This window comes from Pseudomonas brassicacearum, assembly GCF_000585995.1.
GTDB classification, from domain to species: domain Bacteria; phylum Pseudomonadota; class Gammaproteobacteria; order Pseudomonadales; family Pseudomonadaceae; genus Aquipseudomonas; species Aquipseudomonas brassicacearum_A.
The window spans coordinates 1,057,329-1,080,482 of sequence record NZ_CP007410.1; the positions used below are offsets into that span (position 1 = coordinate 1,057,329).

28 protein-coding genes are annotated in these 23,154 nt (G+C 61.0%); 17 read left to right on the forward strand and 11 right to left on the reverse strand.

The features are described 5' to 3' along the window. On the forward strand, positions 1-1,443 hold the full coding sequence (gene tldD, locus CD58_RS04375) for a metalloprotease TldD (protein WP_025211845.1): 1,443 nt from the start codon (positions 1-3) through the stop codon (positions 1,441-1,443). 147 nt (positions 1,444-1,590) lie between these two features. On the opposite strand, the gene yjgA is transcribed toward tldD, so the two are convergent. Beyond that, a complete protein-coding gene (gene yjgA / locus CD58_RS04380; protein ID WP_025211846.1) occupies positions 1,591-2,115 on the reverse strand; it encodes a ribosome biogenesis factor YjgA in 525 nt (174 codons plus the stop codon). A 129-nt stretch (positions 2,116-2,244) separates the two neighbouring features. Here yjgA and pmbA point away from each other — a divergent pair, with 129 nt between their 5' ends. The 6 genes from pmbA (at position 2,245) to CD58_RS04410 (ending at position 7,666) form a co-directional block, all read left to right on the forward strand. After that, positions 2,245-3,591, forward strand: coding sequence for a metalloprotease PmbA (pmbA, locus tag CD58_RS04385; RefSeq protein ID WP_025211847.1), 1,347 nt, complete (start codon positions 2,245-2,247; stop codon positions 3,589-3,591). A gap of 307 nt (positions 3,592-3,898) precedes the next feature. Next, a complete protein-coding gene (locus CD58_RS04390) occupies positions 3,899-4,294 on the forward strand; it encodes a hypothetical protein (protein ID WP_025211848.1) in 396 nt (131 codons plus the stop codon). After that, positions 4,287-5,663: a class II fumarate hydratase gene (locus tag CD58_RS04395; protein WP_025211849.1), complete on the forward strand. Its 1,377-nt coding sequence runs from the start codon at positions 4,287-4,289 to the stop codon at positions 5,661-5,663. The genes CD58_RS04390 and CD58_RS04395 overlap by 8 nt, the downstream gene beginning before the upstream one ends. 27 nt (positions 5,664-5,690) lie before the next feature. Continuing rightward, the gene (locus CD58_RS04400) at positions 5,691-6,131 is read left to right on the forward strand and encodes a hypothetical protein (protein WP_025211850.1); all 441 of its coding nucleotides are present in this window, start codon (positions 5,691-5,693) and stop codon (positions 6,129-6,131) included. Between the two features lie 2 nt (positions 6,132-6,133). Beyond that, on the forward strand, positions 6,134-6,745 hold the full coding sequence (locus CD58_RS04405) for a superoxide dismutase (RefSeq protein WP_025211851.1): 612 nt from the start codon (positions 6,134-6,136) through the stop codon (positions 6,743-6,745). Between the two features lie 30 nt (positions 6,746-6,775). Beyond that, positions 6,776-7,666: a ZIP family metal transporter gene (locus CD58_RS04410; protein ID WP_025211852.1), complete on the forward strand. Its 891-nt coding sequence runs from the start codon at positions 6,776-6,778 to the stop codon at positions 7,664-7,666. 193 nt (positions 7,667-7,859) lie between these two features. On the opposite strand, the gene CD58_RS04415 is transcribed toward CD58_RS04410, so the two are convergent. From CD58_RS04415 to CD58_RS04460, 10 genes are all read right to left on the reverse strand, one after another. Then, entirely contained in the window at positions 7,860-8,135 is a 276-nt protein-coding gene (locus tag CD58_RS04415; RefSeq protein WP_025211853.1) for an HPr family phosphocarrier protein, read from the reverse strand. Positions 8,136-8,150: 15 nt separating this feature from the next. Next, on the reverse strand, positions 8,151-9,008 hold the full coding sequence (rapZ, locus tag CD58_RS04420) for an RNase adapter RapZ (protein ID WP_025211854.1): 858 nt from the start codon (positions 9,006-9,008) through the stop codon (positions 8,151-8,153). A 2-nt stretch (positions 9,009-9,010) separates the two neighbouring features. Further along, complete coding sequence (gene ptsN / locus CD58_RS04425; protein WP_025211855.1) at positions 9,011-9,475, reverse strand: PTS IIA-like nitrogen regulatory protein PtsN; 465 nt, start codon at positions 9,473-9,475, stop codon at positions 9,011-9,013. Between the two features lie 12 nt (positions 9,476-9,487). Then, positions 9,488-9,796 (reverse strand): ribosome hibernation-promoting factor, HPF/YfiA family, encoded by a 309-nt coding sequence (hpf, locus tag CD58_RS04430; protein WP_025211856.1) that lies wholly within the window; start codon positions 9,794-9,796, stop codon positions 9,488-9,490. Between the two features lie 76 nt (positions 9,797-9,872). Then, entirely contained in the window at positions 9,873-11,366 is a 1,494-nt protein-coding gene (locus CD58_RS04435; protein ID WP_025211857.1) for an RNA polymerase factor sigma-54, read from the reverse strand. Between the two features lie 165 nt (positions 11,367-11,531). Further along, on the reverse strand, positions 11,532-12,257 hold the full coding sequence (lptB, locus tag CD58_RS04440) for an LPS export ABC transporter ATP-binding protein (RefSeq protein ID WP_025211858.1): 726 nt from the start codon (positions 12,255-12,257) through the stop codon (positions 11,532-11,534). After that, a complete protein-coding gene (gene lptA / locus CD58_RS04445) occupies positions 12,257-12,805 on the reverse strand; it encodes a lipopolysaccharide transport periplasmic protein LptA (protein ID WP_025211859.1) in 549 nt (182 codons plus the stop codon). Before lptA ends, lptB begins: the two co-directional genes overlap by 1 nt. Next, positions 12,792-13,361, reverse strand: a complete 570-nt coding sequence (lptC, locus tag CD58_RS04450) for an LPS export ABC transporter periplasmic protein LptC (protein WP_025211860.1) — start codon at positions 13,359-13,361, stop codon at positions 12,792-12,794. Before lptC ends, lptA begins: the two co-directional genes overlap by 14 nt. Positions 13,362-13,368: 7 nt before the next feature. Continuing rightward, positions 13,369-13,893, reverse strand: a complete 525-nt coding sequence (locus tag CD58_RS04455; RefSeq protein WP_025211861.1) for a KdsC family phosphatase — start codon at positions 13,891-13,893, stop codon at positions 13,369-13,371. Then, on the reverse strand, positions 13,894-14,868 hold the full coding sequence (locus CD58_RS04460) for a KpsF/GutQ family sugar-phosphate isomerase (protein WP_025211862.1): 975 nt from the start codon (positions 14,866-14,868) through the stop codon (positions 13,894-13,896). Positions 14,869-15,143: 275 nt separating this feature from the next. Between CD58_RS04460 and CD58_RS04465 the strand changes: the two genes are divergently transcribed. The 10 genes from CD58_RS04465 to hisC all read left to right on the forward strand — a co-directional run bounded on the left by CD58_RS04465 (position 15,144) and on the right by hisC (position 23,117). After that, positions 15,144-15,953: an ATP-binding cassette domain-containing protein gene (locus CD58_RS04465; RefSeq protein ID WP_025211863.1), complete on the forward strand. Its 810-nt coding sequence runs from the start codon at positions 15,144-15,146 to the stop codon at positions 15,951-15,953. Next, the gene (gene mlaE, locus CD58_RS04470) at positions 15,953-16,750 is read left to right on the forward strand and encodes a lipid asymmetry maintenance ABC transporter permease subunit MlaE (RefSeq protein ID WP_025211864.1); all 798 of its coding nucleotides are present in this window, start codon (positions 15,953-15,955) and stop codon (positions 16,748-16,750) included. The genes CD58_RS04465 and mlaE overlap by 1 nt, the downstream gene beginning before the upstream one ends. After that, complete coding sequence (mlaD, locus tag CD58_RS04475) at positions 16,750-17,217, forward strand: outer membrane lipid asymmetry maintenance protein MlaD (protein WP_025211865.1); 468 nt, start codon at positions 16,750-16,752, stop codon at positions 17,215-17,217. Before mlaE ends, mlaD begins: the two co-directional genes overlap by 1 nt. Before the next feature lie 10 nt (positions 17,218-17,227). Beyond that, complete coding sequence (locus CD58_RS04480) at positions 17,228-17,881, forward strand: MlaC/ttg2D family ABC transporter substrate-binding protein (RefSeq protein ID WP_025211866.1); 654 nt, start codon at positions 17,228-17,230, stop codon at positions 17,879-17,881. An 8-nt stretch (positions 17,882-17,889) separates the two neighbouring features. Next, positions 17,890-18,195, forward strand: coding sequence for an STAS domain-containing protein (locus CD58_RS04485; RefSeq protein WP_025211867.1), 306 nt, complete (start codon positions 17,890-17,892; stop codon positions 18,193-18,195). Positions 18,196-18,309: 114 nt separating this feature from the next. Next, positions 18,310-18,549, forward strand: coding sequence for a BolA family protein (locus tag CD58_RS04490; RefSeq protein WP_025211868.1), 240 nt, complete (start codon positions 18,310-18,312; stop codon positions 18,547-18,549). Positions 18,550-18,571: 22 nt separating this feature from the next. Beyond that, positions 18,572-19,837: a UDP-N-acetylglucosamine 1-carboxyvinyltransferase gene (gene murA / locus CD58_RS04495; RefSeq protein ID WP_025211869.1), complete on the forward strand. Its 1,266-nt coding sequence runs from the start codon at positions 18,572-18,574 to the stop codon at positions 19,835-19,837. A 128-nt stretch (positions 19,838-19,965) separates the two neighbouring features. Next, positions 19,966-20,601, forward strand: coding sequence for an ATP phosphoribosyltransferase (gene hisG, locus CD58_RS04500; RefSeq protein WP_025211870.1), 636 nt, complete (start codon positions 19,966-19,968; stop codon positions 20,599-20,601). A gap of 123 nt (positions 20,602-20,724) precedes the next feature. Further along, positions 20,725-22,068 (forward strand): histidinol dehydrogenase, encoded by a 1,344-nt coding sequence (gene hisD, locus CD58_RS04505; RefSeq protein ID WP_025211871.1) that lies wholly within the window; start codon positions 20,725-20,727, stop codon positions 22,066-22,068. Beyond that, positions 22,065-23,117 carry a histidinol-phosphate transaminase gene (gene hisC / locus CD58_RS04510; RefSeq protein ID WP_025211872.1) on the forward strand — a complete coding sequence of 351 codons (1,053 nt, stop codon included), beginning with the start codon at positions 22,065-22,067 and terminating at the stop codon, positions 23,115-23,117. The genes hisD and hisC overlap by 4 nt, the downstream gene beginning before the upstream one ends. Positions 23,118-23,154 lie beyond the last annotated feature (37 nt).

Consider the following 23,154-nt stretch of genomic DNA (forward strand, 5'->3'; position numbering starts at 1 on the left):
ATGAGCGGGTTGTTATCCTCAGTCAGTGAACACCTTTTAGCCCCCGGCGGCGTCACCCTGGAGAGCCTGCAAGGCGTGCTGGGCGACCTGGCCGGCCCGGGCATCGATGCGGCCGACCTGTATTTCCAGGGGCAGATCTCCGAGTCCTGGTCGCTGGAAGACGGCATCGTCAAGGAAGGCAGCTTCAACCTTGACCAAGGCGTGGGTGTGCGGGCCCAGTCCGGGGAAAAAACCGGCTTCGCCTACAGTAACGCCATTACGCTGGAGGCCCTCGGCGCTGCAGCTCGCGCCGCTCGTTCGATTTCCCGGGCCGGGCAGAATGGCACGGTCCAGGCCTTCAGCAGCCAGGACGTGACACAGCTGTATGCACCGGATAACCCGCTGGAAGTCATGAGCCGCGCCGAGAAGGTCGAACTGCTCAAGCGCATCGACGTCGCCACTCGCGCCCTCGACCCACGTATCCAGCAAGTGACGGTGAGCATGGCCGGTGTCTGGGAACGGATCCTGGTGGCGTCCACCGACGGCGGCCTGGCGGCGGACGTTCGGCCGCTGGTGCGGTTCAATGTCAGCGTCATCGTCGAGCAGAACGGTCGTCGCGAACGTGGCGGCCATGGCGGCGGCGGACGTACCGATTACCGCTATTTCCTCAGCGAAGACCGCGCCATGGGCTATGCCCGCGAAGCGTTGCGCCAGGCGCTGGTCAACCTCGAGGCGATCCCGGCGCCGGCTGGCACGTTGCCGGTGGTGCTGGGTTCCGGCTGGTCCGGCGTGCTGCTGCACGAAGCGGTGGGCCACGGCCTGGAAGGCGATTTCAACCGCAAAGGCAGTTCAGCCTACAGCGGGCGCATGGGTGAAATGGTTGCCTCGAAACTCTGCACCATCGTCGATGACGGCACCCTGGCTGGGCGCCGCGGTTCCCTGAGCGTCGACGACGAAGGCACGCCGACCGAGTGCACCACGCTGATCGAGAACGGTGTACTCAAGGGTTACATGCAAGACAAACTCAACGCCCGGCTGATGGGCGTGGCCCGCACCGGCAACGGTCGCCGCGAGTCTTACGCGCACCTGCCCATGCCGCGCATGACCAATACCTACATGCTGGGCGGCCAGAGCGATCCGGCGGAAATCATCGCCTCGGTGAAAAAAGGCATTTATTGCGCCAACCTCGGTGGCGGCCAGGTGGACATCACCAGCGGCAAATTCGTGTTCTCCACCAGCGAGGCCTACCTGATCGAAGACGGCAAGATCACCGCGCCGGTCAAGGGTGCGACGCTGATCGGCAACGGACCGGAGGCGATGAGCAAGGTGTCGATGGTCGGTAACGACCTGGCGCTGGACAGCGGTGTGGGGACGTGCGGCAAGGACGGGCAATCGGTGCCGGTTGGCGTGGGTCAACCGACCCTGAAGATCGATGCGATTACCGTGGGTGGCACGGGCGCATGAACATATTCACGGGCCCCGTGGCGAGGGAGCTTGCTCCCGCTGGGCTACGCAGTAGCCCCAATGCGGTCGCTGCGCAACCGAGCGGGAGCAAGCTCCCTCGCCACGGTAATTGCTACCCCGGCAAGGGATTAGTGAGCCAGTGAACGATCAGCGCAGGCCGCGTTGGGTTTCGTCCAGCTCACGGATGTACTTGAAGATCTTTCGGCTCGAGGCCGGTGGCTTGTTATGCGCCAACTCGTGCTGGGCCTGACGAATCAGGGAGCGCAATTGCTGGCGATCGGCCTCCGGGTAGTCGATGACGAATTTTTCCAGCACGCCGTCATCGCCTGCGATCAAGCGATCACGCCAGCGTTCCAGACCATGGAAGCGTTCGTTGTACTGTCGGGTGGAGGCATCGAGTTGATCGAGCAGAACCAGAATGGCGGCAGTGTCCTGGTCGCGCATCAGTTTGCCGATGAATTGCAGGTGCCGTTTACGCGCGATATTCGCGGTGTGCTTGGGCGCATCGGCCAGGGCCCGGCGCATGGCGTCGGTCAAGGGCAGTTTGGCCAGCAAGTCAGGCTTGAGTGTTGTCAGGCGCTCGCCGAGGTCAACCAGAGCATGCAGCTCGCGTTTGACCTGGGATTTGCTTTTTTCACCCTCGTAGAGGGAGTCGTCGTAAGAATCAACCATGGTGGCAGTCCGCAAAGAAACGCCGCCATGATAACCAGTCGGGGGCCGCTTGTCCGGCCCGGTCGCTCGAAGGCCTCGGGTTTGTTCGTACATACCCTGACCGAAAACAGAATTTGAGTGGAGAACACCATGAGTGCAGTTCAGAGCGTCGGCCCGCAAGCATTGCCGGCACTGCAGGAACAAGTCGAGCAGATCCTCGCCGAAGCCAAGCGGCAGGGCGCCAGTGCCTGTGAGGTGGCGGTGTCCCTGGAGCAGGGGCTGTCGACGTCGGTGCGCCAGCGCGAGGTGGAAACCGTCGAATTCAATCGCGACCAGGGGTTTGGCATCACCCTGTACGCCGGCCAGCGCAAAGGATCGGCCAGCACGTCGGCCAGCGGCCCTGATGCCATTCGCGAAACCGTTGCCGCGGCGCTGGCGATTGCCCAGCACACCTCGGAAGACGAAGCCTCGGGCCTGGCCGATGCCGCGCTGATGTGCAAGGAACTGCGTGACTTCGACCTGTTCCACGCCTGGGACATCACCCCTGAACAGGCCATCGAGCAGGCGCTGCGTTGCGAAGCGGCGGCGTTCGAGGCTGACAGCCGGATCAAGAACGCCGACGGGACCACCCTCAATACCCACCAGGGTTGCCGCGTCTACGGTAACAGCCACGGTTTCATCGGCGGTTATGCTTCGACCCGTCACAGTCTCAGCTGCGTGATGATCGCGGAAGCCAACGGCCAGATGCAGCGCGATTACTGGTACGACGTGAGTCGCCAGGGCAATTTGTTGGCAGACCCGGTCAGCATCGGCCAGAAAGCCGCGCAGCGGGCGGCCAGCCGCCTGGGCGCCCGGCCGGTGCCGACCTGTGAAGTGCCGGTGCTGTTTGCCGCCGAGTTGGCCGGTGGCTTGTTCGGCAGCTTCCTGTCGGCGGTGTCCGGCGGCAACCTGTACCGCAAGTCGTCCTTCCTCGAAGGTGCACTGGGGCAGAAGTTGTTCCCGGAGTGGATGACCATCGACGAACGTCCGCACCTGATGCAAGCCATGGGCAGCTCGGCGTTCGACGGTGATGGCCTGGCGACCTACGCCAAGCCGTTCGTGGAAAACGGCGAGTTGGTGTCCTACATTCTCGGCACCTATTCGGGCCGCAAGCTCGGTATGCCGAGCACCGCCAATGCCGGCGGCGTGCATAACCTGTTCGTGACCCATGGCGAAGAAGACCAGGCCGCCTTGCTTCGGCGGATGGGGCGCGGCCTGCTGGTGACCGAACTGATGGGCCATGGCCTGAACATGGTCACCGGGGACTATTCCCGTGGCGCGGCGGGGTTCTGGGTCGAAAATGGCGAGATCCAGTTCCCGGTCCAGGAAGTGACCATCGCCGGTAACATGCGCGATATGTTCAAACAGATCGTGGCCGTGGGCAATGACCTGGAACTGCGCAGCAACATCCGCACCGGCTCGGTACTGATCGAGCGGATGACGGTGGCGGGTAGCTGACCTTCAATCGCTGAAAAAAGGCGCGTCATCCTAGCGGGTGACGCGCTTTTTTCATGTTCGCAGAACCCTGTTTGGACCGGGGGACACGGTGGACACCCTGTGGCGAGGGGATTTATCCCCGCTGGGGTGCGCAGCGCCCCCAAAAAGATCCATGCAATCAACCAGAGACACCGCGAGAGTAGGGTTTGGGGCTGCTTCGCACCCCAGCGGGGATAAATCCCCTCGCCACAATGTGTTCCTCTCAAGACTTGTGTTGCTTCTTATTATCATCTAATAATAAATCTCATTCGCCGAGTGAGCCGCGGTCATGAGTTCTGCCCTGCACGAGCAACCCTACCTTGAAAGCTGGCGCTGGATGAGTCGCCAGATCCGCTGTGCGATGAGTCCGGACGAGCCGCGACTGATCGAGCACTACCTGGCCGAGGGCCGCTATCTGGCCTGTTGCACCGCCACTTCGCCGTGGATGATTTCCGAAACCGCGTTCCGCTTGCTGCTCGACACCGCTGCTGACGTCGCGCTGCCGTGGCATTGGCGCAATCTCTGCCTCGACCAGGCCTGGCGCCCATTGCGCGATCTCGAACGCCAATCGCTCTGCCGCTGCCGCCTCAAGCGCTGGCAGAGCCATGCCTGGGCGCTGGCGACCTGCGCCCTGGAGCCATCGATTCCTCTTATTGAACTGGTGCAAGGATCTCCCGATGAGTAATACCCGTATCGAACGCGACAGCATGGGCGAACTGCAAGTCCCGGTGGACGCCCTCTACGGCGCGCAGACCCAGCGTGCCGTGGATAACTTCCCTGTCAGCGGCCAGCGCATGCCGGCGCAGTTCATTCGCGCCCTGATCCTGGCCAAGGCCGCCGCCGCTCGGGCCAACGTCGAACTGGAACAAATCAGCGCGGCCCAGGGCAAGGCCATCGTCGACGCCGCCCAAGGGCTGCTCGAAGGCCAATTCATGGACCATTTCCCGGTGGATATCTTCCAGACCGGCTCGGGTACCAGTTCCAACATGAACGCCAACGAAGTCATCGCCACCCTGGCCAGTCGTCTGCTGGGGGAAGCAGTCAATCCTAACGATCACGTCAACTGCGGCCAGAGCAGTAACGACATCATTCCCACCAGCATTCATGTCAGTGCCGCGTTGGCCTTGCATGAGCAACTGCTGCCGGCGCTGTTGCACCTGGTGCAGGTGATCGAGCGCAAGGCTGTAGAGGTGCACCCGTTCATCAAGACCGGCCGCACCCATTTGATGGATGCCATGCCGGTGCGCTTGAGCCAGGTGCTTGAGGGGTGGGCGCAGCAGCTCAAGGCCAATATCGGCCATTTGCAGGATCTGTTGCCGAGCCTGCAATCCCTGGCTCAGGGCGGTACGGCAGTCGGCACTGGGGTCAACGCCCATCCCCGGTTCGCCGAGCTGTTCAGTCAACAACTGACGCAACTGACCCAGGTGCAATTTACCCCGGGCAAGAATCTGTTCGCGCTGATCGGCTCCCAGGACACCGCCGTGGCGGTGTCCGGACAGCTCAAGACCACGGCGGTGTCGCTGATGAAAATCGCCAACGACCTGCGCTGGATGAACTCCGGTCCGCTGGCAGGCCTGGGGGAGATCGAACTCGAAGGCTTGCAGCCGGGCTCCTCGATCATGCCCGGCAAGGTCAACCCGGTCATTCCCGAGGCCACTGCGATGGTGGCGGCCCAGGTGATCGGCAATGACACGGTGATCACCGTGGCCGGTCAGTCGGGCAACTTTGAACTGAACGTGATGCTGCCGATCATCGCCCAGAACCTGCTGAGCAGCATCGCCTTGATGTCCACCACCAGCCGCTTGCTGGCAGACAAGGCCATCGCCACTTTCAAGGTCAACGAGGCCAGGCTCAAGGAAGCGTTGTCGCGCAATCCGATCCTGGTCACCGCGCTGAACCCGATCATCGGTTACCAGAAAGCCGCTGAAATCGCCAAGAAGGCCTATCAGCAAGGTCGCCCGGTCATCGAGGTCGCCCTGGAACACACCGACCTGACGCGCAGCGAGCTCGAGGTCCTGCTGGACCCGGAAAAGCTCACCGCCGGCGGTGTGTAAACCCGACACTGCTGTGGAGGACTCACCGTGGAACATTGGAAACGCACGATCGAACGAGCCAATCGCTGTTTCATGCTAGGTGAACTGGTGGACGCCCGCGAAGGCTATCTGCAAGCGCTGGCCTTGGCCCAAGTGCTGTTTGAGCGCTGGGCGGATGCCGACGAAGCCGTTGCCGCCTGCGTCGTCTCCCACCACAACCTGGCGGATCTGCACTTGCGCCTGAACCAGCCGGAGGAGAGCGCCGAGTACCTCTGCGCCATCCACCAGCGTTTGCTGCAAACCCTGCAGGACGAGCGTATGGCGCCGGCCCTGCGCGCTGCCGCGTTGCGTCAGAGCCACAAGACCTATGTCGAACTGCTGACGTTCATCAGCGAGCACGGTGAATACCCTCGCACCCAGCGCCTGCTGCACTGCAATGCCGCTTCGCCCCGGCAGCGCAACGCCCCTGTTCATTACGGAGTTCATTGAAAATGGCTTTTACCTTGCCTGCTTTGCCCTACGCCTACGACGCCCTGGAACCGCACATCGATGCGCAGACCATGGAGATCCACTACACCAAGCATCACCAGACTTACATCAACAACCTCAACGCTGCGGTGGACGGCACCGAATACGCCGGATGGCCCGTCGAAAAACTGCTGGCCAGCGTCGAGCAATTGCCGCAAGGCCTCAGGGCCGCAGTGATCAACCAGGGCGGTGGCCATGCCAACCATTCGCTGTTTTGGGAGGTCATGGCACCCCAGGGCGGCGGTCAACCCGAGGGGCCCCTGGCCGCCGCGATCGAGGCGCAACTGGGCGGTCTCGAGCGGTTCAAGGAAGCGTTCACCAAAGCCGCGCTGACCCGTTTCGGCAGCGGTTGGGCCTGGTTGAGCGTGACCCCGCAAAAGACATTGGTGGTGGAAAGCAGCGGCAACCAGGACAGCCCGTTGATGAACGGCCATACGCCGATCCTTGGCCTGGACGTTTGGGAACACGCGTATTACTTGCAGTACCAGAACCGTCGGCCTGAATACATCAACGCGTTCTACAACGTGATCAACTGGCCGGAAGTCGCACGCCGTTACCAGGCTGCGCTGGCCTGAGTGCCTCATAAAAACCATCCAAGGCTGACTATGGATACTGAAACGCTGGCGATAGGGAGCGGGCGGATGTTCCGCTACGCCTTGGGATCGTTGTTGCTGTTGGCCGGGATGACATTGCTGGCGGCCCAGGGCCTGGAGTGGCTGGACCTGGAGCCGAAACTGTTGCGTGCGCTGCAGGGCGGTGGGCTTTGCGCCTTGGGTACGGCGTTGGGCGCCGTGCCGGTGCTGGTCATTCGGCGCATGCCCCAGGCCGTGAGTGATTCGCTGTTGGGCTTCGGTGCCGGCGTGATGCTGGCCGCCACGGCGTTTTCGCTGATCGTACCGGGCATTGCCGCGGCCGAACAGCTGGGGCTCACGCCTTGGGCGGCCAGTGGCCTGATCAGCTTCGGCATCCTGCTGGGGGCCTTCGGACTGTATCTGGTGGATCGCAAGGTGTCAGCCAGCCCCGCAAGGCTGATAGAGACGCCCGGACGCCCGATCATCGCGCCGCGGATCTGGTTGTTCGTGTTTGCCATTGTGGCCCACAACATTCCCGAAGGGATGGCCGTCGGCGTGTCGGCGGGTGGCGGCATGCCCGATGCCGATAGCCTGGCGATGGGGATCGCCTTGCAGGATGTACCGGAAGGGCTGGTGATCGCGCTGGTGCTGGCTGCGGCTGGGATGTCGCGGGTCAAGGCGTTCTTGATTGGCGCCGCGTCAGGGTTGGTCGAGCCCGTGTTCGCATTGTTATGCGCCTGGTTGGTGAGCCTGGCCGAGATGCTGCTGCCCCTGGGGTTGGCACTGGCGGCCGGGGCGATGTTGCTGGTGGTGACTCATGAGGTCATTCCCGAATCACGCCGCAATGGTCATGACAAACTGGCGAGCCTGGGGTTGCTGGTGGGGTTTTGCCTGATGATGGTGATGGACACGGCGTTGGCGTGACAGGGAAAATCTGTGGGACAGGGATCAATCTGTGTGGCAGGGATAAATCTGTGGCGAGGGGATTTATCCCCGCTGGGCTGCGAAGCAGCCCCAAAACCTACTTTCGCGGTGTCTCTGGTTGATTGCATGGACCTTTTTTTGGGGGGGGGCGCTTCGCACCCCAGCGGGGATAAATCCCCTCACCACAGGGGGATTATTCGCCTTCGTCGAAGTACCTGTTGATCAGGTCCACCAGGGCATCCATCGCTTCCTGCTCTTGATCACCTTCGGTTTGCAGGTGGATTTTGGTGCCCTTGCCGGCTGCGAGCATCATCATCGCCATGATGCTTTTACCGTCGACCGTAGACTCTGGCGTGCGCCCGACCCGAATGCTGGTGTCCTTGAATTGACCGGCAACCCCGACGAACTTGGCCGACGCACGGGCATGCAAACCCAGCTTGTTGATGATTTCAATTTCCCGAGCAGGCATCGCGATGTGAATCCTTTAGCTGAGGTCGCGGTGGCGAACCTGGACGTTCTTCAGGGATTGTTGCAGGAGCTGACCCAGGCGTTCGGTCAGGTATACAGAACGGTGATGGCCACCCGTGCAGCCGATGGCGATCGTGACGTAGGCACGGTTGCTCGCGGCAAAGCGGGGCAGCCATTTGAGCAGGTAGCTGGAGATATCCTGGTACATGTCCTCGACATCCGGCTGGGCGGCCAGGTAGTCGATCACCGGCTGGTCGAGCCCGGACTGCTCACGCAATTCCGGTTTCCAATAAGGGTTGGGCAGGCAGCGCACATCGAACACCAGGTCGGCGTCTACCGGCATGCCACGCTTGAAACCGAAGGATTCCACCAGGAACGCCGTGCCTGGTTCCGGCTGGTTCAGCAGGCGCAACTTGATGGTGTCGCGTAGCTGATACAGGTTCAGGTTCGTGGTGTTGACCTTCAGGTCGGCCAAGTCGGCGATCGGGCTCAGCAGCTGGCTTTCGTCATGAATAGCTTCAGCCAGGGAGCGGCTGGCGTTGCTCAGCGGGTGGCGTCGACGGGTTTCGGAAAAACGCTTGAGCAGCGTCTCTTCATCGGCATCCAGATACAGCACATCGCACTGGATATGCCGGCTGCGTACTTCCTCGAGCAAGTCAGGAAAGCGTGACAGATGGCTCGGCAGGTTGCGTGCATCGATGGACACCGCCACCAGCGGTTGCGCCAGTTCAGTGTGGATCAGGGCGCGTTCGGCCAGCTCCGGCAGCAGGCCGGCTGGAAGGTTATCGATACAATAGTAGCCGTTGTCCTCAAGCACATTGAGCGCCGTGCTTTTACCGGAGCCGGAGCGGCCACTGACAATGATCATGCGCATGTTTAATGACCGTTCTGCTCGTCCAGGACAACCTGATACAAGGCTTCGTTGCTCGGTGCGCTGCGCAGTTTTTCGCGAACTTCCTTGCGGTCCAGCATGCTGGCAATCTGGCGCAGCAGCTCAAGATGCGCATCGGTCGCCGCTTCCGGAACCAGCAGTACGAACAGCAGGTCGACCGGTGCGCCGTCGATGGCGTCGAAATCTATGGGGGCTTCAAGGTGCAACAACGCACTGATTGGCGCGGTACAACCCTTGAGGCGGCAGTGAGGAATGGCGATGCCGTTGCCAAAACCGGTGGAGCCGAGTTTTTCACGGGCAACCAGGGCCTCGAAGACATCCTGCATTTCCAGATCCGGATTTTCGCGGTGGATCAGGTTGGCGATTTGTTCGAGGGCTTTCTTTTTACTGCCGCCCGGCGCGTTCACTTGGGAACGGCCGGGGGTCAGGATGGATTCTAGTCGGATCATGGATTGGGGGGGTTAACGACCGGTTGCGCCCTGGAGGAGGCTCTGGGTCTTTTCCTTATGCTTTTTAAGTTGGCGATCCAGCTTGTCGGTCAGCAGGTCAATTGCGGCATACATGTCTGAATGCTCCGCGTTGGCGACCACTTCTCCGCCGGGGATATGCAGCGTGGCTTCGATTTTCTGCAGCAGCTTCTCGACGGTCATCGTGACTTGCACGTTGGTGATCTTGTCGAAATGCCTCTCCAATCGGTCGAGTTTTTCGCCGATATAGGTGCGCAGGGGTTCGGTCACTTCCAGTTGGTGTCCACTGATGTTGACTTGCATACAGCTTCTCCTTCGTTGCCAGTGCATAAAGCGGCAGGCAGAAATACCTGCCACTGGAACGCTGTGGCGTGGCCTGTTACATCAACCGCTTGCGTTCGCTCGAAGGCGCGATCCCGAGGGACTCGCGGTATTTGGCGACGGTACGGCGGGCCACCTGAATGCCTTGTGCCTCCAGTAAACCAGCGATCTTGCTGTCACTCAACGGCTTTTTCTGATTTTCCGCCGCCACCAGTTTTTTGATGATCGCGCGGATGGCCGTGGACGAGCATTCGCCGCCTTCGGAGGTGCTGACGTGGCTGGAGAAAAAGTATTTCAATTCATAGATACCCCGTGGGGTATGCATGAATTTCTGGGTGGTTACCCGGGAAATCGTCGACTCGTGCATGCCCACCGCCTCGGCGATGTCATGCAGGACCAACGGTTTCATCGCTTCGTCGCCGTACTCCAGGAAGCCGCGCTGATGCTCGACGATCTGGGTGGCGACTTTCATCAGGGTTTCGTTGCGGCTTTGCAGGCTCTTGATGAACCAGCGCGCTTCCTGCAACTGGTTGCGCATGAAGGTGTTGTCGGCACTGGTGTCGGCGCGCCTGACGAAACCGGCGTACTGGGCGTTGACCCGCAGCTTGGGCACCGACTCCTGGTTGAGCTCCACCAACCAGCGATCGTTGTGTTTGCGCACGATCACGTCAGGGACCACGTATTCGGGTTCGGTGGACTCGATCTGCGAGCCTGGGCGCGGGTTGAGGCTCTGGACCAGTTCGATCACCTGGCGCAGCTCGTCTTCCTTGAGTTTCATGCGACGCATCAGTTGGCTGTAGTCGCGACCGCCCAGTAGATCGATGTAGTCAGTGACCAGTCGCTTGGCTTCGGCCAGCCAAGGCGTCTTGGCAGGCAACTGGCGCAGTTGCAGCAGCAGGCATTCGCCCAGGTTGCGGGCACCGATGCCGGCCGGCTCGAACTGCTGGATGCGGTGCAGGACGGCTTCGATCTCGTCCAGCTCGATGTCGAGCTCGGGGTCGAAGGCTTCGAGGATTTCTTCGAGGGTCTCGTCCAGGTAGCCTTGATTGTTGATGCAGTCGATCAGGGTCACGGCGATCAGGCGATCGGTATCGGACATCGGCGCCAGGTTCAGCTGCCACAGCAGGTGGCTTTGCAGGCTCTCCCCGGCGGAGGTACGGGTGGTGAAGTCCCACTCGTCATCATCGCTGCTCGGCAGGTTGCTGGCGCTGGTCTGGTAGACGTCTTCCCAGGCAGTGTCCACGGGCAGGTCGTTGGGGATGCGTTCGTTCCATTCGCCATCCTCAAGGTTATCCACCGTCGGGGCGGCTTCCTGGTAGGAGGGTTCCGGGATTTCCGTATTGGTTTTTTGCTCGACGTTGTCGGCCAGCGGATCGGTGTTGTCGAAGTCGTCGCCTTCTTCCTGGCGTTCGAGCATCGGATTGGACTCCAAGGCCTCCTGGATTTCCTGTTGCAGGTCCAGGGTCGACAATTGGAGCAGGCGGATGGCCTGTTGCAGCTGCGGTGTCATCGTCAGCTGCTGGCCCATTCTCAAGACTAGCGATGGTTTCATGGCAGGGGCTTAACACCTTAATTCGCCGGCGCACATGCGCCATCCACTACAGGGCGCCGAAGCGCCAAACTTAAGCAAATTATATGCCTGAAACTGAAGTGTTTGCCTAGGGCGCCGCCATAATAAAATTAGCGGCACCCGGGCGATTTGCCAGACACTTTGCGCTTACAGGCGGAACTCATGGCCCAGATACACTTCCTTGACCAGCTCGTTGGCCAGGATGGTGGCGGAGTCGCCTTCAGCAATCAACTGGCCATCATTGACGATGTAGGCGGTTTCGCAGATATCCAGCGTCTCTCGCACGTTGTGGTCGGTGATCAGCACCCCGATCCCCTTGGCCTTGAGGTGATGGATGATCTGTTTGATGTCACCCACCGAAATCGGGTCCACGCCGGCGAACGGTTCGTCGAGCAGAATGAATTTCGGCGCGGTGGCCAGGGCGCGGGCGATTTCCACGCGGCGTCGTTCGCCGCCGGACAGGCTCATGCCCAGGTTGTCGCGGATGTGGTTGATGTGGAATTCCTGCAACAGGCTTTCCAGCTCCTGGCGACGACCGGCCTTGTCGAGCTCCTTGCGGGTCTCGAGGATGGCCATGATGTTGTCGGCCACCGACAGCTTGCGGAAGATCGACGCTTCCTGTGGCAGATAGCCGATACCGGCCTTTGCCCGGCCATGCATGGGCTGGTGGCTGACGTCCAGGTCGTCGATCAAGACGCGGCCCTGATCGGCCTGGACCAGGCCGACGATCATGTAGAAGCAGGTGGTCTTGCCCGCGCCGTTGGGGCCGAGCAGGCCGACGATCTGGCCGCTGTCGATAGACAGGCTGACATCACGCACGACTTGACGGCTCTTGTAGCTCTTGGCCAGATGCTGAGCTTTCAGAGTTGCCATTACGGGGCCTTCTGCTCGTCGGTTTTCTTTTTCGGCTGGATCACCATGTCGATGCGTGGGCGCGATTCAGTGACCTTGCTGCCGGTGGCACGACCGGCGCTGGCCAGCTTTTTGTTCGTGTCGTAGACGATTTTCTCGCCCAGGGTGGTGTTGCCGTCCTTGTCGATGACCTTGGCGCGGTCGATCAGCACGACGCGGTCTTGGGACGCGTGATACTGGATGGTCACCCCGTAGCCTTGCACAGGCTTGGTGTCGCCAGCGGTTTGGATCTGTTCGAAGTAGGCCAGGTTGCCCACCGAGGTCACCACGTCGATATCGCCGGACTGAGTGCGGGTGATGGTCACGGTGTTGCCGGTGACCTTCATCGAGCCCTGGGTGATGATCACGTCACCCTTGTAGGTGGCTACACCGTTTTTGTCGTCCAGCTGGGCGTCGTCGGCCTGGATACGGATAGGTTGGTCACGATCGTTGGGAAGAGCCCAGGCGCTCGCGCTTCCCAGTGCTGCGCCCAGACTGAGCAAAATAGGGAGGGTTTTAGCGAGCTTCATACTGTCCTCTTACGTTCGATAGCAGGTGTATCCTGCTTTCCTTCAAATACGCTTTCATTCCCGTGCCGGTCGATACACCCCCGGCGCCGTCGATTCTAACGGGTTGCTCGGTCTGCGCATATTCTTGCTGTGGGAACACGGTCATACGACTGCTGGTGATGATAGTCGTACGGTTTTTCTCATCGGTCCGGGCCACGCGGACCGAATCGATCAGTTCCACTTCGGTGCCCCCGGAGTTGACTTCGGCGCGCAGGCTCTGCACGTGCCACGGAAATTCGGTGCCGCGGAACATGTTCAGGTCCGGTTTGGTCACCAGCGTAATATCGGTGGCCTTTACATGGTCGACCTTGTCGGACGTCATCTCATACTGCACTTTGCCATCGGGCAGGTATTGCAGGGTATGCGTGTTGGTCGCGTACCAGTCGATATTTTCTTCGACCGTGGCCGCGGGTTGGTCGAGAAAGCGTTCCGGGCTGATGTTCCAGTAGCCCACCGCTGCGAAAATCGCCGCGATACAGCCGAACACCACGATGGTGCGAATCTTCTTGCTCAGCATAAATGGCTCACAGGTACGCGGCGTTGGCCGCTTCGAGGCGGCCCTGGGCGCGCAGGATCAGTTCACAGAATTCACGCGCGGCGCCTTCGCCGCCTCGTGCCGTGGTAATGCCGTGGGCGTGCTCGCGTACGAACGCAGCCGCGTTGGCGACGGCCATGCCCAGGCCGACCCGGCGAATCACCGGCAGGTCCGGCAGGTCGTCACCGAGGTAGGCGACCTGTTCATAGCTTAGGTTGAGTTGGCCCAAAAGTTCGTCCAGTACCACCAGTTTGTCTTCGCGACCTTGGTAAAGGTGCGGGATGCCGAGGTTCTTTGCACGCCGCTCGACCACCGGGGTCTTGCGGCCGCTGATGATAGCGGTCTGTACGCCGGCGGCCATCAGCATCTTGATGCCCTGGCCGTCGAGGGTGTTGAAGGTCTTGAATTCGCTGCCGTCTTCGAGGAAATACAGGCGGCCGTCGGTCAGCACGCCGTCCACGTCGAACACGGCCAGTTTGATTGCTTTGCCACGTTGCAGCAGGTCTGTGTTCATTTACATGACTCCCGCACGCAGCAAGTCGTGCATATTCAAGGCGCCCACCGGACGGTCTTCGTCGTCGACGACCACCAGGGCGCTGATCTTGTGGTCTTCCATGATTTTCAGGGCCTCGGCGGCGAGCATTTCGGCGCGTGCGGTCTTGCCGTGGGGCGTCATGACTTGTTCGATGGTCGCACTGTGGATGTCGATGGTGCGGTCCAGGGTACGACGCAGGTCGCCGTCGGTGAAGATCCCGGCGAGCTTGCCGTCGGCTTCGAGAACGACCGTCATGCCCAGGCCCTTGCGGGTCATCTCCATGAGCGCGTCCTTGAGCAGCGTGCCGCGTAGCACCTGCGGCAACTCCTGGCCGGCATGCATCACGTTCTCGACTTTCAGCAACAAGCGACGGCCCAGGGCACCACCGGGATGGGAAAAGGCGAAATCTTCAGCGGTGAACCCCCGCGCTTCCAACAGGGCGACGGCCAGGGCATCACCCATGACCAGCGCCGCAGTGGTGGAAGAGGTGGGCGCCAGGTTCAATGGGCAGGCTTCGTGCTCGACATGGACATTGAGATTCACTTCGGCGGCCTTGGCCAGCGGCGAATCCGGATTGCCGGTGACGCTGATCAACTGGATGCCCAGGCGCTTGATCAGCGGCAGCAGGGTGATGATCTCATTGGTGGAGCCGGAGTTGGACAGGGCCAGGATGACGTCGTCCCGGGTGATCATGCCCATGTCACCGTGGCTGGCTTCGGCCGGGTGGACGAAAAATGCCGTGGTGCCCGTGCTGGCCAGGGTGGCGGCGATCTTGTTGCCGACGTGCCCGGACTTGCCCATGCCGACCACGACCACGCGGCCCTTGCTGGCCAGAATCATCTCGCAGGCGCGTACGAAATCAGCGTCGATATGGGGCAGCAAGCCTTGTACGGCTTCGAGCTCGAGGCGGATGGTACGTTGTGCCGATTGAATCAGGTCGCTGGATTGGCTCATGTCTGAAATCGTATAGCCCGATGAAAAGGCGGCGATTATAGCGGCAATGAACAATTCCCTCACGTAAGTTCGTCATGCTTTGTTCGAGGGGCCGCAAGGTTCGACATAAAAATGTAGCTTTTTACCTTAAGCCAGGCTTAACGGGCGGGGGGTTGGTCTTGGGCGCTTGGCTGTTGCAGTGATATAGTTCGCCGCCGGTTCGCATGCCCGGCGGTACCGGCGCTCGTCGGCTGGCCAGGGCATTCGAATGTGAGGCTGCATCGCAAGGAGTTTAGATGAGTGCCGACAACGCCTACGCGGTCGAGCTGAAGGGGCTGACCTTCAAGCGAGGGACGCGCAGCATTTTTAATGACATTGATATTCGCATCCCGCGCGGCAAGGTGACCGGCATCATGGGGCCTTCCGGGTGTGGCAAGACCACACTGCTGCGTCTGATGGGCGCACAACTGCGTCCCAATGCGGGCGAAGTCTGGGTCAACGGCCAGAACCTTCCCGAACTGTCGCGCGGCGACCTGTTCGATGCGCGCAAGCACATGGGTGTGCTGTTCCAGAGTGGCGCGCTGTTTACCGATCTCGACGTCTTCGAGAATGTGGCGTTCCCCCTGCGGGTCCATACCGACCTGCCGGAAGAGATGATCCGCGACATCGTCCTGCTCAAGTTGCAGGCGGTGGGGCTGCGTGGCGCCCTCGATTTGATGCCGGACGAGTTGTCCGGTGGCATGAAGCGCCGGGTTGCACTGGCGCGAGCGATTGCCCTCGATCCGAAGATCCTCATGTACGACGAACCCTTCGTCGGGCAGGACCCGATCGCCATGGGCGTGCTCGTACGCCTGATCCGCCTGCTCAACGATGCCCTGGGCATCACCAGTATCGTGGTGTCCCACGACTTGGCTGAAACCGCGAGCATTGCCGACTACATCTATGTCGTCGGTGACGGCCAGGTGCTGGGGCAGGGCACGCCCCAGGAGCTGAAGGATTCTGACAACCCGCGCATTCGCCAATTTATGAAAGGTGATCCGGACGGCCCGGTGGCGTTCCATTTTCCGGCCACGGATTACCGTACCGATCTGCTGGGGAAGCGCTGATGCGCAAGAAATCACTGATAGAAAGAGTTCGCCTGTTCGGCCGTTCCGGCATCGACGTGGTGGCGATATTGGGTCGTTCCTCGCTGTTTCTGATGCATGCCTTGTTTGGGCGCAACTCGACGGGCGGCGGTTTTGGCCTGCTGGTCAAGCAGTTGCACTCGGTGGGCGTGATGTCCCTGGTGATCATCGTGGTCTCAGGGATCTTCATCGGTATGGTGCTGGCGCTGCAGGGCTTCAGTATTTTGTCCAGCTACGGTTCGGAGCAGGCGGTCGGGCAGATGGTCGCGCTGACGTTGCTGCGCGAACTCGGGCCGGTGGTGACTGCGCTGCTGTTTGCCGGGCGTGCCGGTTCGGCGCTGACGGCCGAAATCGGTAACATGAAGTCCACCGAGCAGTTGTCGAGCCTGGAAATGATCGGGGTCGACCCGCTTAAGTACATCGTTGCCCCGCGCCTGTGGGCTGGCTTCATTTCCCTGCCTGTGCTGGCAATCATTTTCAGCGTCGTGGGGATCTGGGGTGGCTCATGGGTGGCCGTCGACTGGCTGGGGGTCTATGAAGGTTCCTACTGGTCCAACATGCAGAACAGCGTCGACTTTCTCGACGATGTGCTCAACGGCGTTATTAAAAGTGCCGTATTCGCTTTCGTGGTGACTTGGATCGCCGTGTTTCAAGGCTATGACTGTGAGCCCACGTCAGAGGGGATCAGCCGTGCCACAACCAAGACCGTGGTGTACGCCTCGCTGGCGGTCCTGGGCCTTGACTTTATTCTGACCGCCTTGATGTTTGGAGATTTCTGATGCAAAACCGCACCCTGGAAATCGGTGTCGGCCTTTTCTTGCTGGCTGGCATCCTGGCTTTGCTGCTGCTGGCCCTGCGAGTCAGTGGCCTGGCGCCGACGGCAAGCACCGATACTTATAAACTTTATGCTTATTTTGACAATATCGCCGGTTTGACGGTCAGAGCCAAGGTGACCATGGCCGGTGTAACCATCGGCAAGGTCACGGCAATCGATCTGGACCGTGACAGTTTCACTGGTCGGGTGACGCTGCAGCTGGAAAAGCGCGTGGATAACCTGCCGACTGATTCCACTGCATCTATCCTCACGGCTGGGTTGCTGGGCGAGAAGTACATCGGTATCAGCGTGGGCGGGGAAGACAAACTGCTCAAGGATGGCGAGACCATCCACGATACGCAGTCTTCGCTGGTGCTCGAGGACCTGATCGGTAAATTCCTGCTCAATACCGTTAGCAAAGACGCCAAATGAGGAGCTTTGAATGATCTCTATCTTGCGACGTGGCCTGTTGGTGTTGCTCGCGACGCTGCCGTTGATGGCTAACGCCGTGGCCGCGCCTTCGGCTCACGAAATCATCCAGGACACCACGAACCGGTTGCTGGCGGATCTTGCCGCCAATAAAGAGAAGTACAAGCAGGACCCTGGTGCGTTCTATGATGCGCTGAACGGTATCGTCGGCCCGGTGGTGGATGCCGACGGCATCTCCAAGAGCATCATGACCGTCAAGTACTCGCGCAAGGCTAGCCCTGCGCAGATGACCCGCTTCCAGGAAAACTTCAAGCGCAGCCTGATGCAGTTCTATGGCAATGCCTTGCTCGAGTACAACAACCAGGGCATCACCGTTTCGCCGGCCAAGGACGAAAGCGGCAGTCGTACCAGCGTCGACATGCAGGTCAAGGGCAGCAATGGCGCGGTCTATCCTGTGTCCTACACACTCGAGAACATCAACGGCGAGTGGAAAGTGCGCAACGTGATCATCAATGGCATCAACATCGGCAAGCTGTTCCGTGATCAGTTCGCCGACGCGATGCAGCGCAATGGCAATGATCTGGACAAGACCATCAACGGTTGGGCCGGTGAAGTGGCCAAGGCCAAGGAAGTGACCGAAGAAGCCAAAGAGAAGCAGGAACAATGATCGAGTCGGTGAGTGAGTCGGCCGTTCGTCTGGGTGAGGCCGGCGAGCTGATGCTCAGCGGCGTGCTGGACTATCGCACCGGCCCGGCCCTGCGCAAGCAGGGCCAGGCGCTGATCAGGTCCGCGAAAGCCGCCGAGCTGGTGATTGACTGCTCGGGCGTCGAGAAGTCCAGCAGTGTCGGTCTGTCGCTGCTGCTGTGCTTTATGCGTGACGCCAAGGCTGCCGGTAAAACGTGGAGCATCCAAGGGATGCCCGAAGACATGCGTGAGATAGCCCAGGTCAGCGAACTGACCGAGCTGCTTGTGCACCCCTGACCCACATCCTTGGAAAAGCCCCCCGTCAGAGTCCTGCTTCGCGGGGTTCGCAGGCGCGGGGCTTTTTTGTATGATGTGCGACCCGCGCGCACAGGGCGCCGATTGAGGTTGAGCATGCAGGCCATAGAAGTGAAGAGCTTCCTCGAAGGAAAGCTGCCCGGAACTGTCATTGAAGTTGAGGGCGAAGGCTGCAACTTTCAGCTGAACGTGATTAGCGATGAACTGGCGGCATTAAGCCCAGTCAAGCGTCAGCAGAGCATCTATGCCCATTTGAACCCGTGGATCGCCGATGGCAGCATCCATGCGGTCACTATGAAATTTTTCAGCAGCGCGGCCTGGGCCGAGCGCACCTGAGCCCAAGGGCGTCGAGATTCTTATGGATAAACTGATTATTACCGGCGGTGTTCGTCTTGATGGCGAAATCCGTATTTCCGGGGCAAAGAACTCCGCCCTGCCGATCCTGGCCGCAACCCTGCTGTGCGATGGCCCGGTCACCGTGGCCAACCTGCCGCACCTGCACGACATCACCACGATGATCGAGCTGTTCGGGCGCATGGGCATTGAGCCGGTGATCGACGAGAAGCTCAGCGTCGAGATCGACCCGCGCACCATCAAGACCCTGATCGCGCCGTACGAGCTGGTGAAAACCATGCGCGCGTCGATCCTGGTGCTGGGCCCGATGGTCGCCCGCTTCGGTGAGGCGGAAGTTGCACTGCCTGGCGGTTGCGCCATTGGCTCGCGTCCGGTGGACCTGCACATTCGTGGCCTGGAAGCCATGGGTGCGGTAATCGACGTCGAAGGCGGCTACATCAAGGCCAAGGCACCTGAAGGTGGCCTGCGTGGTGCGAATTTCTTCTTCGATACTGTCAGCGTGACCGGTACCGAGAACATCATGATGGCCGCTGCACTGGCCAAGGGTCGCAGCGTACTGCAAAACGCCGCGCGCGAGCCGGAAGTGGTCGACCTGGCGAACTTCCTGATCGCCATGGGCGCCAAGATCAGCGGTGCCGGCACCGATACCATCACCATCGATGGTGTCGAGCGTCTGCATTCGGCTACCTACAAAGTGATGCCGGACCGGATTGAAACCGGCACCTACCTGGTGGCCGCTGCCGTTACCGGTGGCCGCGTCAAGGTCAAGGACACCGATCCGACCATCCTCGAAGCCGTCCTGGAAAAACTCAAGGAAGCGGGTGCCGAAGTCACCTGCGGCGAAGACTGGATCGAAGTGAACATGCACGGCAAGCGGCCCAAGGCCGTCAACGTGCGGACCGCTCCGTACCCGGCGTTCCCGACGGACATGCAGGCCCAGTTCATCTCCCTTAACGCCATTGCCGAAGGCACGGGCGCGGTGATCGAGACGATCTTCGAAAACCGTTTCATGCACGTCTACGAGCTGCACCGCATGGGCGCCAAGATCCAGGTCGAAGGCAACACGGCCATCGTTACCGGCACCGAGAAGCTCAAGGGCGCGCCAGTGATGGCCACCGACCTGCGGGCCTCGGCCAGCCTGGTGATCTCGGCCCTGGTGGCCGAAGGCGATACCCTGATCGATCGCATCTACCACATCGACCGTGGTTATGAGTGCATCGAAGAGAAGTTGCAGATGCTTGGCGCCAAGATCCGCCGCGTACCGGGCTAGTTCTGGTTGCATGGATGCAGGGACGCATCCGTTGATTTCGTTTCATTCGAGGGTGGTTGCACCCTCGATGTATGTCCGGCGCCGCTTGCGACCGGGCATGAGTACCTTGATAAGGACTGACGTTTCCCATGTTGACCATCGCACTGTCCAAGGGCCGCATCCTTGACGACACCCTGCCGCTTCTGGCTGAAGCAGGCATCGTGCCGACCGAGAATCCGGACAAGAGCCGCAAGCTGATCATCCCCACGACCCAGGCCGATGTGCGCTTGTTGATCGTGCGTGCCACCGATGTGCCGACTTACGTGGAACATGGCGCCGCCGACCTGGGCGTTGCCGGTAAAGACGTGCTGATGGAATACGGCGGCCAGGGCCTGTACGAGCCCCTGGACCTGCAGATCGCCCGTTGCAAGCTGATGACCGCCGGTAAAGTCGGCGCGCCGGAGCCTAAGGGCCGCTTGCGGGTGGCGACCAAGTTCGTCAACGTTGCCAAGCGTTATTACGCCGAGCAGGGCCGTCAGGTCGATATCATCAAGTTGTACGGTTCGATGGAGCTGGCGCCGCTGATCGGCCTGGCGGACAAGATCATCGACGTGGTCGACACCGGCAACACCCTGCGGGCCAATGGCCTGGAACCCCAGGATTTCATCGCGGACATCACCTCCCGGCTGATCGTCAACAAGGCTTCGATGAAGATGCAGCACGCCCGAATCCAGGCTTTGATCGATACCCTGCGCAAGGCAGTGGAATCGCGACACCGCGGCTGATTCACCTGCGCGACCTTGAGTCGCGCCCGTCTATCCGTGTCATAGCCAATTTTCTCAGGTGCCCACGCGAATGGACTGGTAGCTTAGGGCGCCTGAGCATTTGCCATTAATGAGGCCCTCGCTATGACCGCTCCCACTTCGATTCGCCGACTCAACGCTGCCGACCCGGATTTCGCACATCATCTGGATCATCTGCTGAGCTGGGAAAGTGTGTCTGACGACTCGGTCAATCAGCGGGTGCTGGACATCATCAAGGCCGTGCGCGAGCGTGGCGATGCAGCCCTGGTGGAGTTCACCCAGAAATTCGACGGCCTGCAAGTGGCGTCCATGGCCGACCTGATCCTGCCGCGCGAGCGCCTGGAGCTGGCCCTGACCCGGATCACCGTGCTCCAGCGCGAAGCCCTGGAAAAAGCCGCATCCCGGGTGCGCGACTATCACGAAAGACAGAAACAGGACTCCTGGAGCTACACCGAAGCCGACGGCACGGTGCTGGGCCAGAAAGTCACGCCACTGGACCGCGCCGGCCTGTATGTACCGGGTGGCAAGGCATCCTATCCATCCTCGGTGCTGATGAACGCCATCCCGGCCAAGGTGGCCGGCGTGACCGAGGTGGTCATGGTGGTCCCGACCCCGCGGGGTGAAATCAACGAACTGGTGCTGGCCGCCGCCTGCATCGCCGGGGTGGACCGGGTGTTCACCATCGGCGGCGCCCAGGCCGTCGCCGCGCTGGCCTACGGCACCGAGAGCGTGCCGAGGGTCGACAAGGTGGTCGGGCCGGGCAACATCTATGTCGCCACCGCCAAACGCCACGTGTTTGGCCAGGTCGGCATCGACATGATCGCCGGCCCTTCGGAAATCCTCGTGGTGTGTGACGGCCAGACCGATCCGGACTGGATTGCCATGGACCTGTTTTCCCAGGCCGAGCACGACGAAGACGCCCAGGCGATCCTGGTCAGTCCGGACGCTGAGTTTCTCGACAAGGTCGCCGCCAGCATCGACAAGCTGCTGCCGACCATGGATCGCGCCGAGATCATCAACACTTCGATCAACGGTCGTGGCGCACTGATCAAGGTCCGCGACATGGAACAGGCCATCGAGGTCGCCAACCGCATCGCGCCGGAGCACCTGGAACTGTCGGTCGCCGACCCGCAGGCCTGGCTGCCACTGATCCGCCACGCCGGTGCGATCTTCATGGGCCGCCACACCAGCGAAGCCTTGGGTGATTATTGCGCGGGGCCCAACCACGTATTGCCCACTTCCGGCACCGCGCGCTTCTCATCGCCGCTGGGGGTGTATGACTTCCAGAAACGTTCGTCGATCATCTTCTGCTCCGAGCAGGGTGCCTCCGAACTGGGCAAGACCGCTTCCGTGCTGGCCCGTGGCGAATCGCTGAGTGCCCACGCCCGCAGCGCCGAATACCGCATTCTTGACGAGCGCTCCATTGAAGAGCAGGGGAAACTGAAATGAGTAAATTCTGGAGCCCGTTCGTCAAGAACCTGGTGCCCTACGTGCCGGGCGAACAGCCGAAGCTGACCCGCCTGGTCAAGCTCAACACCAATGAGAACCCCTACGGGCCATCGCCCAAGGCGCTCGCGGCGATGCAGACCGAGCTGAATGACAACCTGCGCCTGTACCCGGATCCCAACAGCGACCTGCTGAAAAGCGCCGTGGCCCGGTATTATGGGGTGCAGGGCAACCAGGTGTTCCTGGGCAACGGCTCGGATGAAGTGCTGGCGCACATCTTTCACGGCCTGTTGCAACACGACCAGCCGTTGCTGTTTCCGGACATCAGCTACAGCTTTTATCCGGTGTATTGCGGGTTGTACGGCATCCAGTTCGACGCCGTGCCCCTCGACGCACAGTTCCAGATCGATCCGGCGGACTATGCCAAGCCGAACGGCGGGATCATCTTCCCCAACCCGAACGCGCCGACCGGCTGCCTGTTGGCGCTGGAGGCCGTGGAGCAGATCCTCAAGGCCAGCCCGGATTCGGTGGTGGTGGTCGATGAAGCCTATATCGACTTTGGCGGCGAGACGGCCATCAGCCTGGTGGACCGTTACCCGAACCTGCTGGTGACCCAGACCTTGTCCAAGTCCCGCTCGCTGGCGGGGCTGCGGGTGGGCCTGGCGGTGGGCCATCCGGACTTGATCGAAGCGCTGGAGCGGATCAAGAACAGCTTCAACTCCTATCCGCTGGATCGCCTGGCGAATGTCGGCGGCGCGGCGGCGTTCGACGACCGCGAGCACTTCGACAAGACTTGCCGGTTGGTCATCGAGCACCGTGAATGGGTGGTGGCGCAACTGCAAGCCAAGGGCTTTGAAGTGCTGCCTTCGGCGGCCAACTTCATCTTCGCCCGTCACCCCCAGCACGATGCGGCAGGCCTGGCGGCGAAACTGCGGGAGCAAGGGGTGATCGTGCGGCACTTCAAGCAGGAGCGGATCGCCCAGTTCCTGCGGATCAGCATTGGCACGCCTGAGCAGAACCAGGCGCTGATCGAAGCCCTCGGCGAACTCTAAAGCCCGGCGCTGGACCTAATGTGGGAGCGAGCTTGCT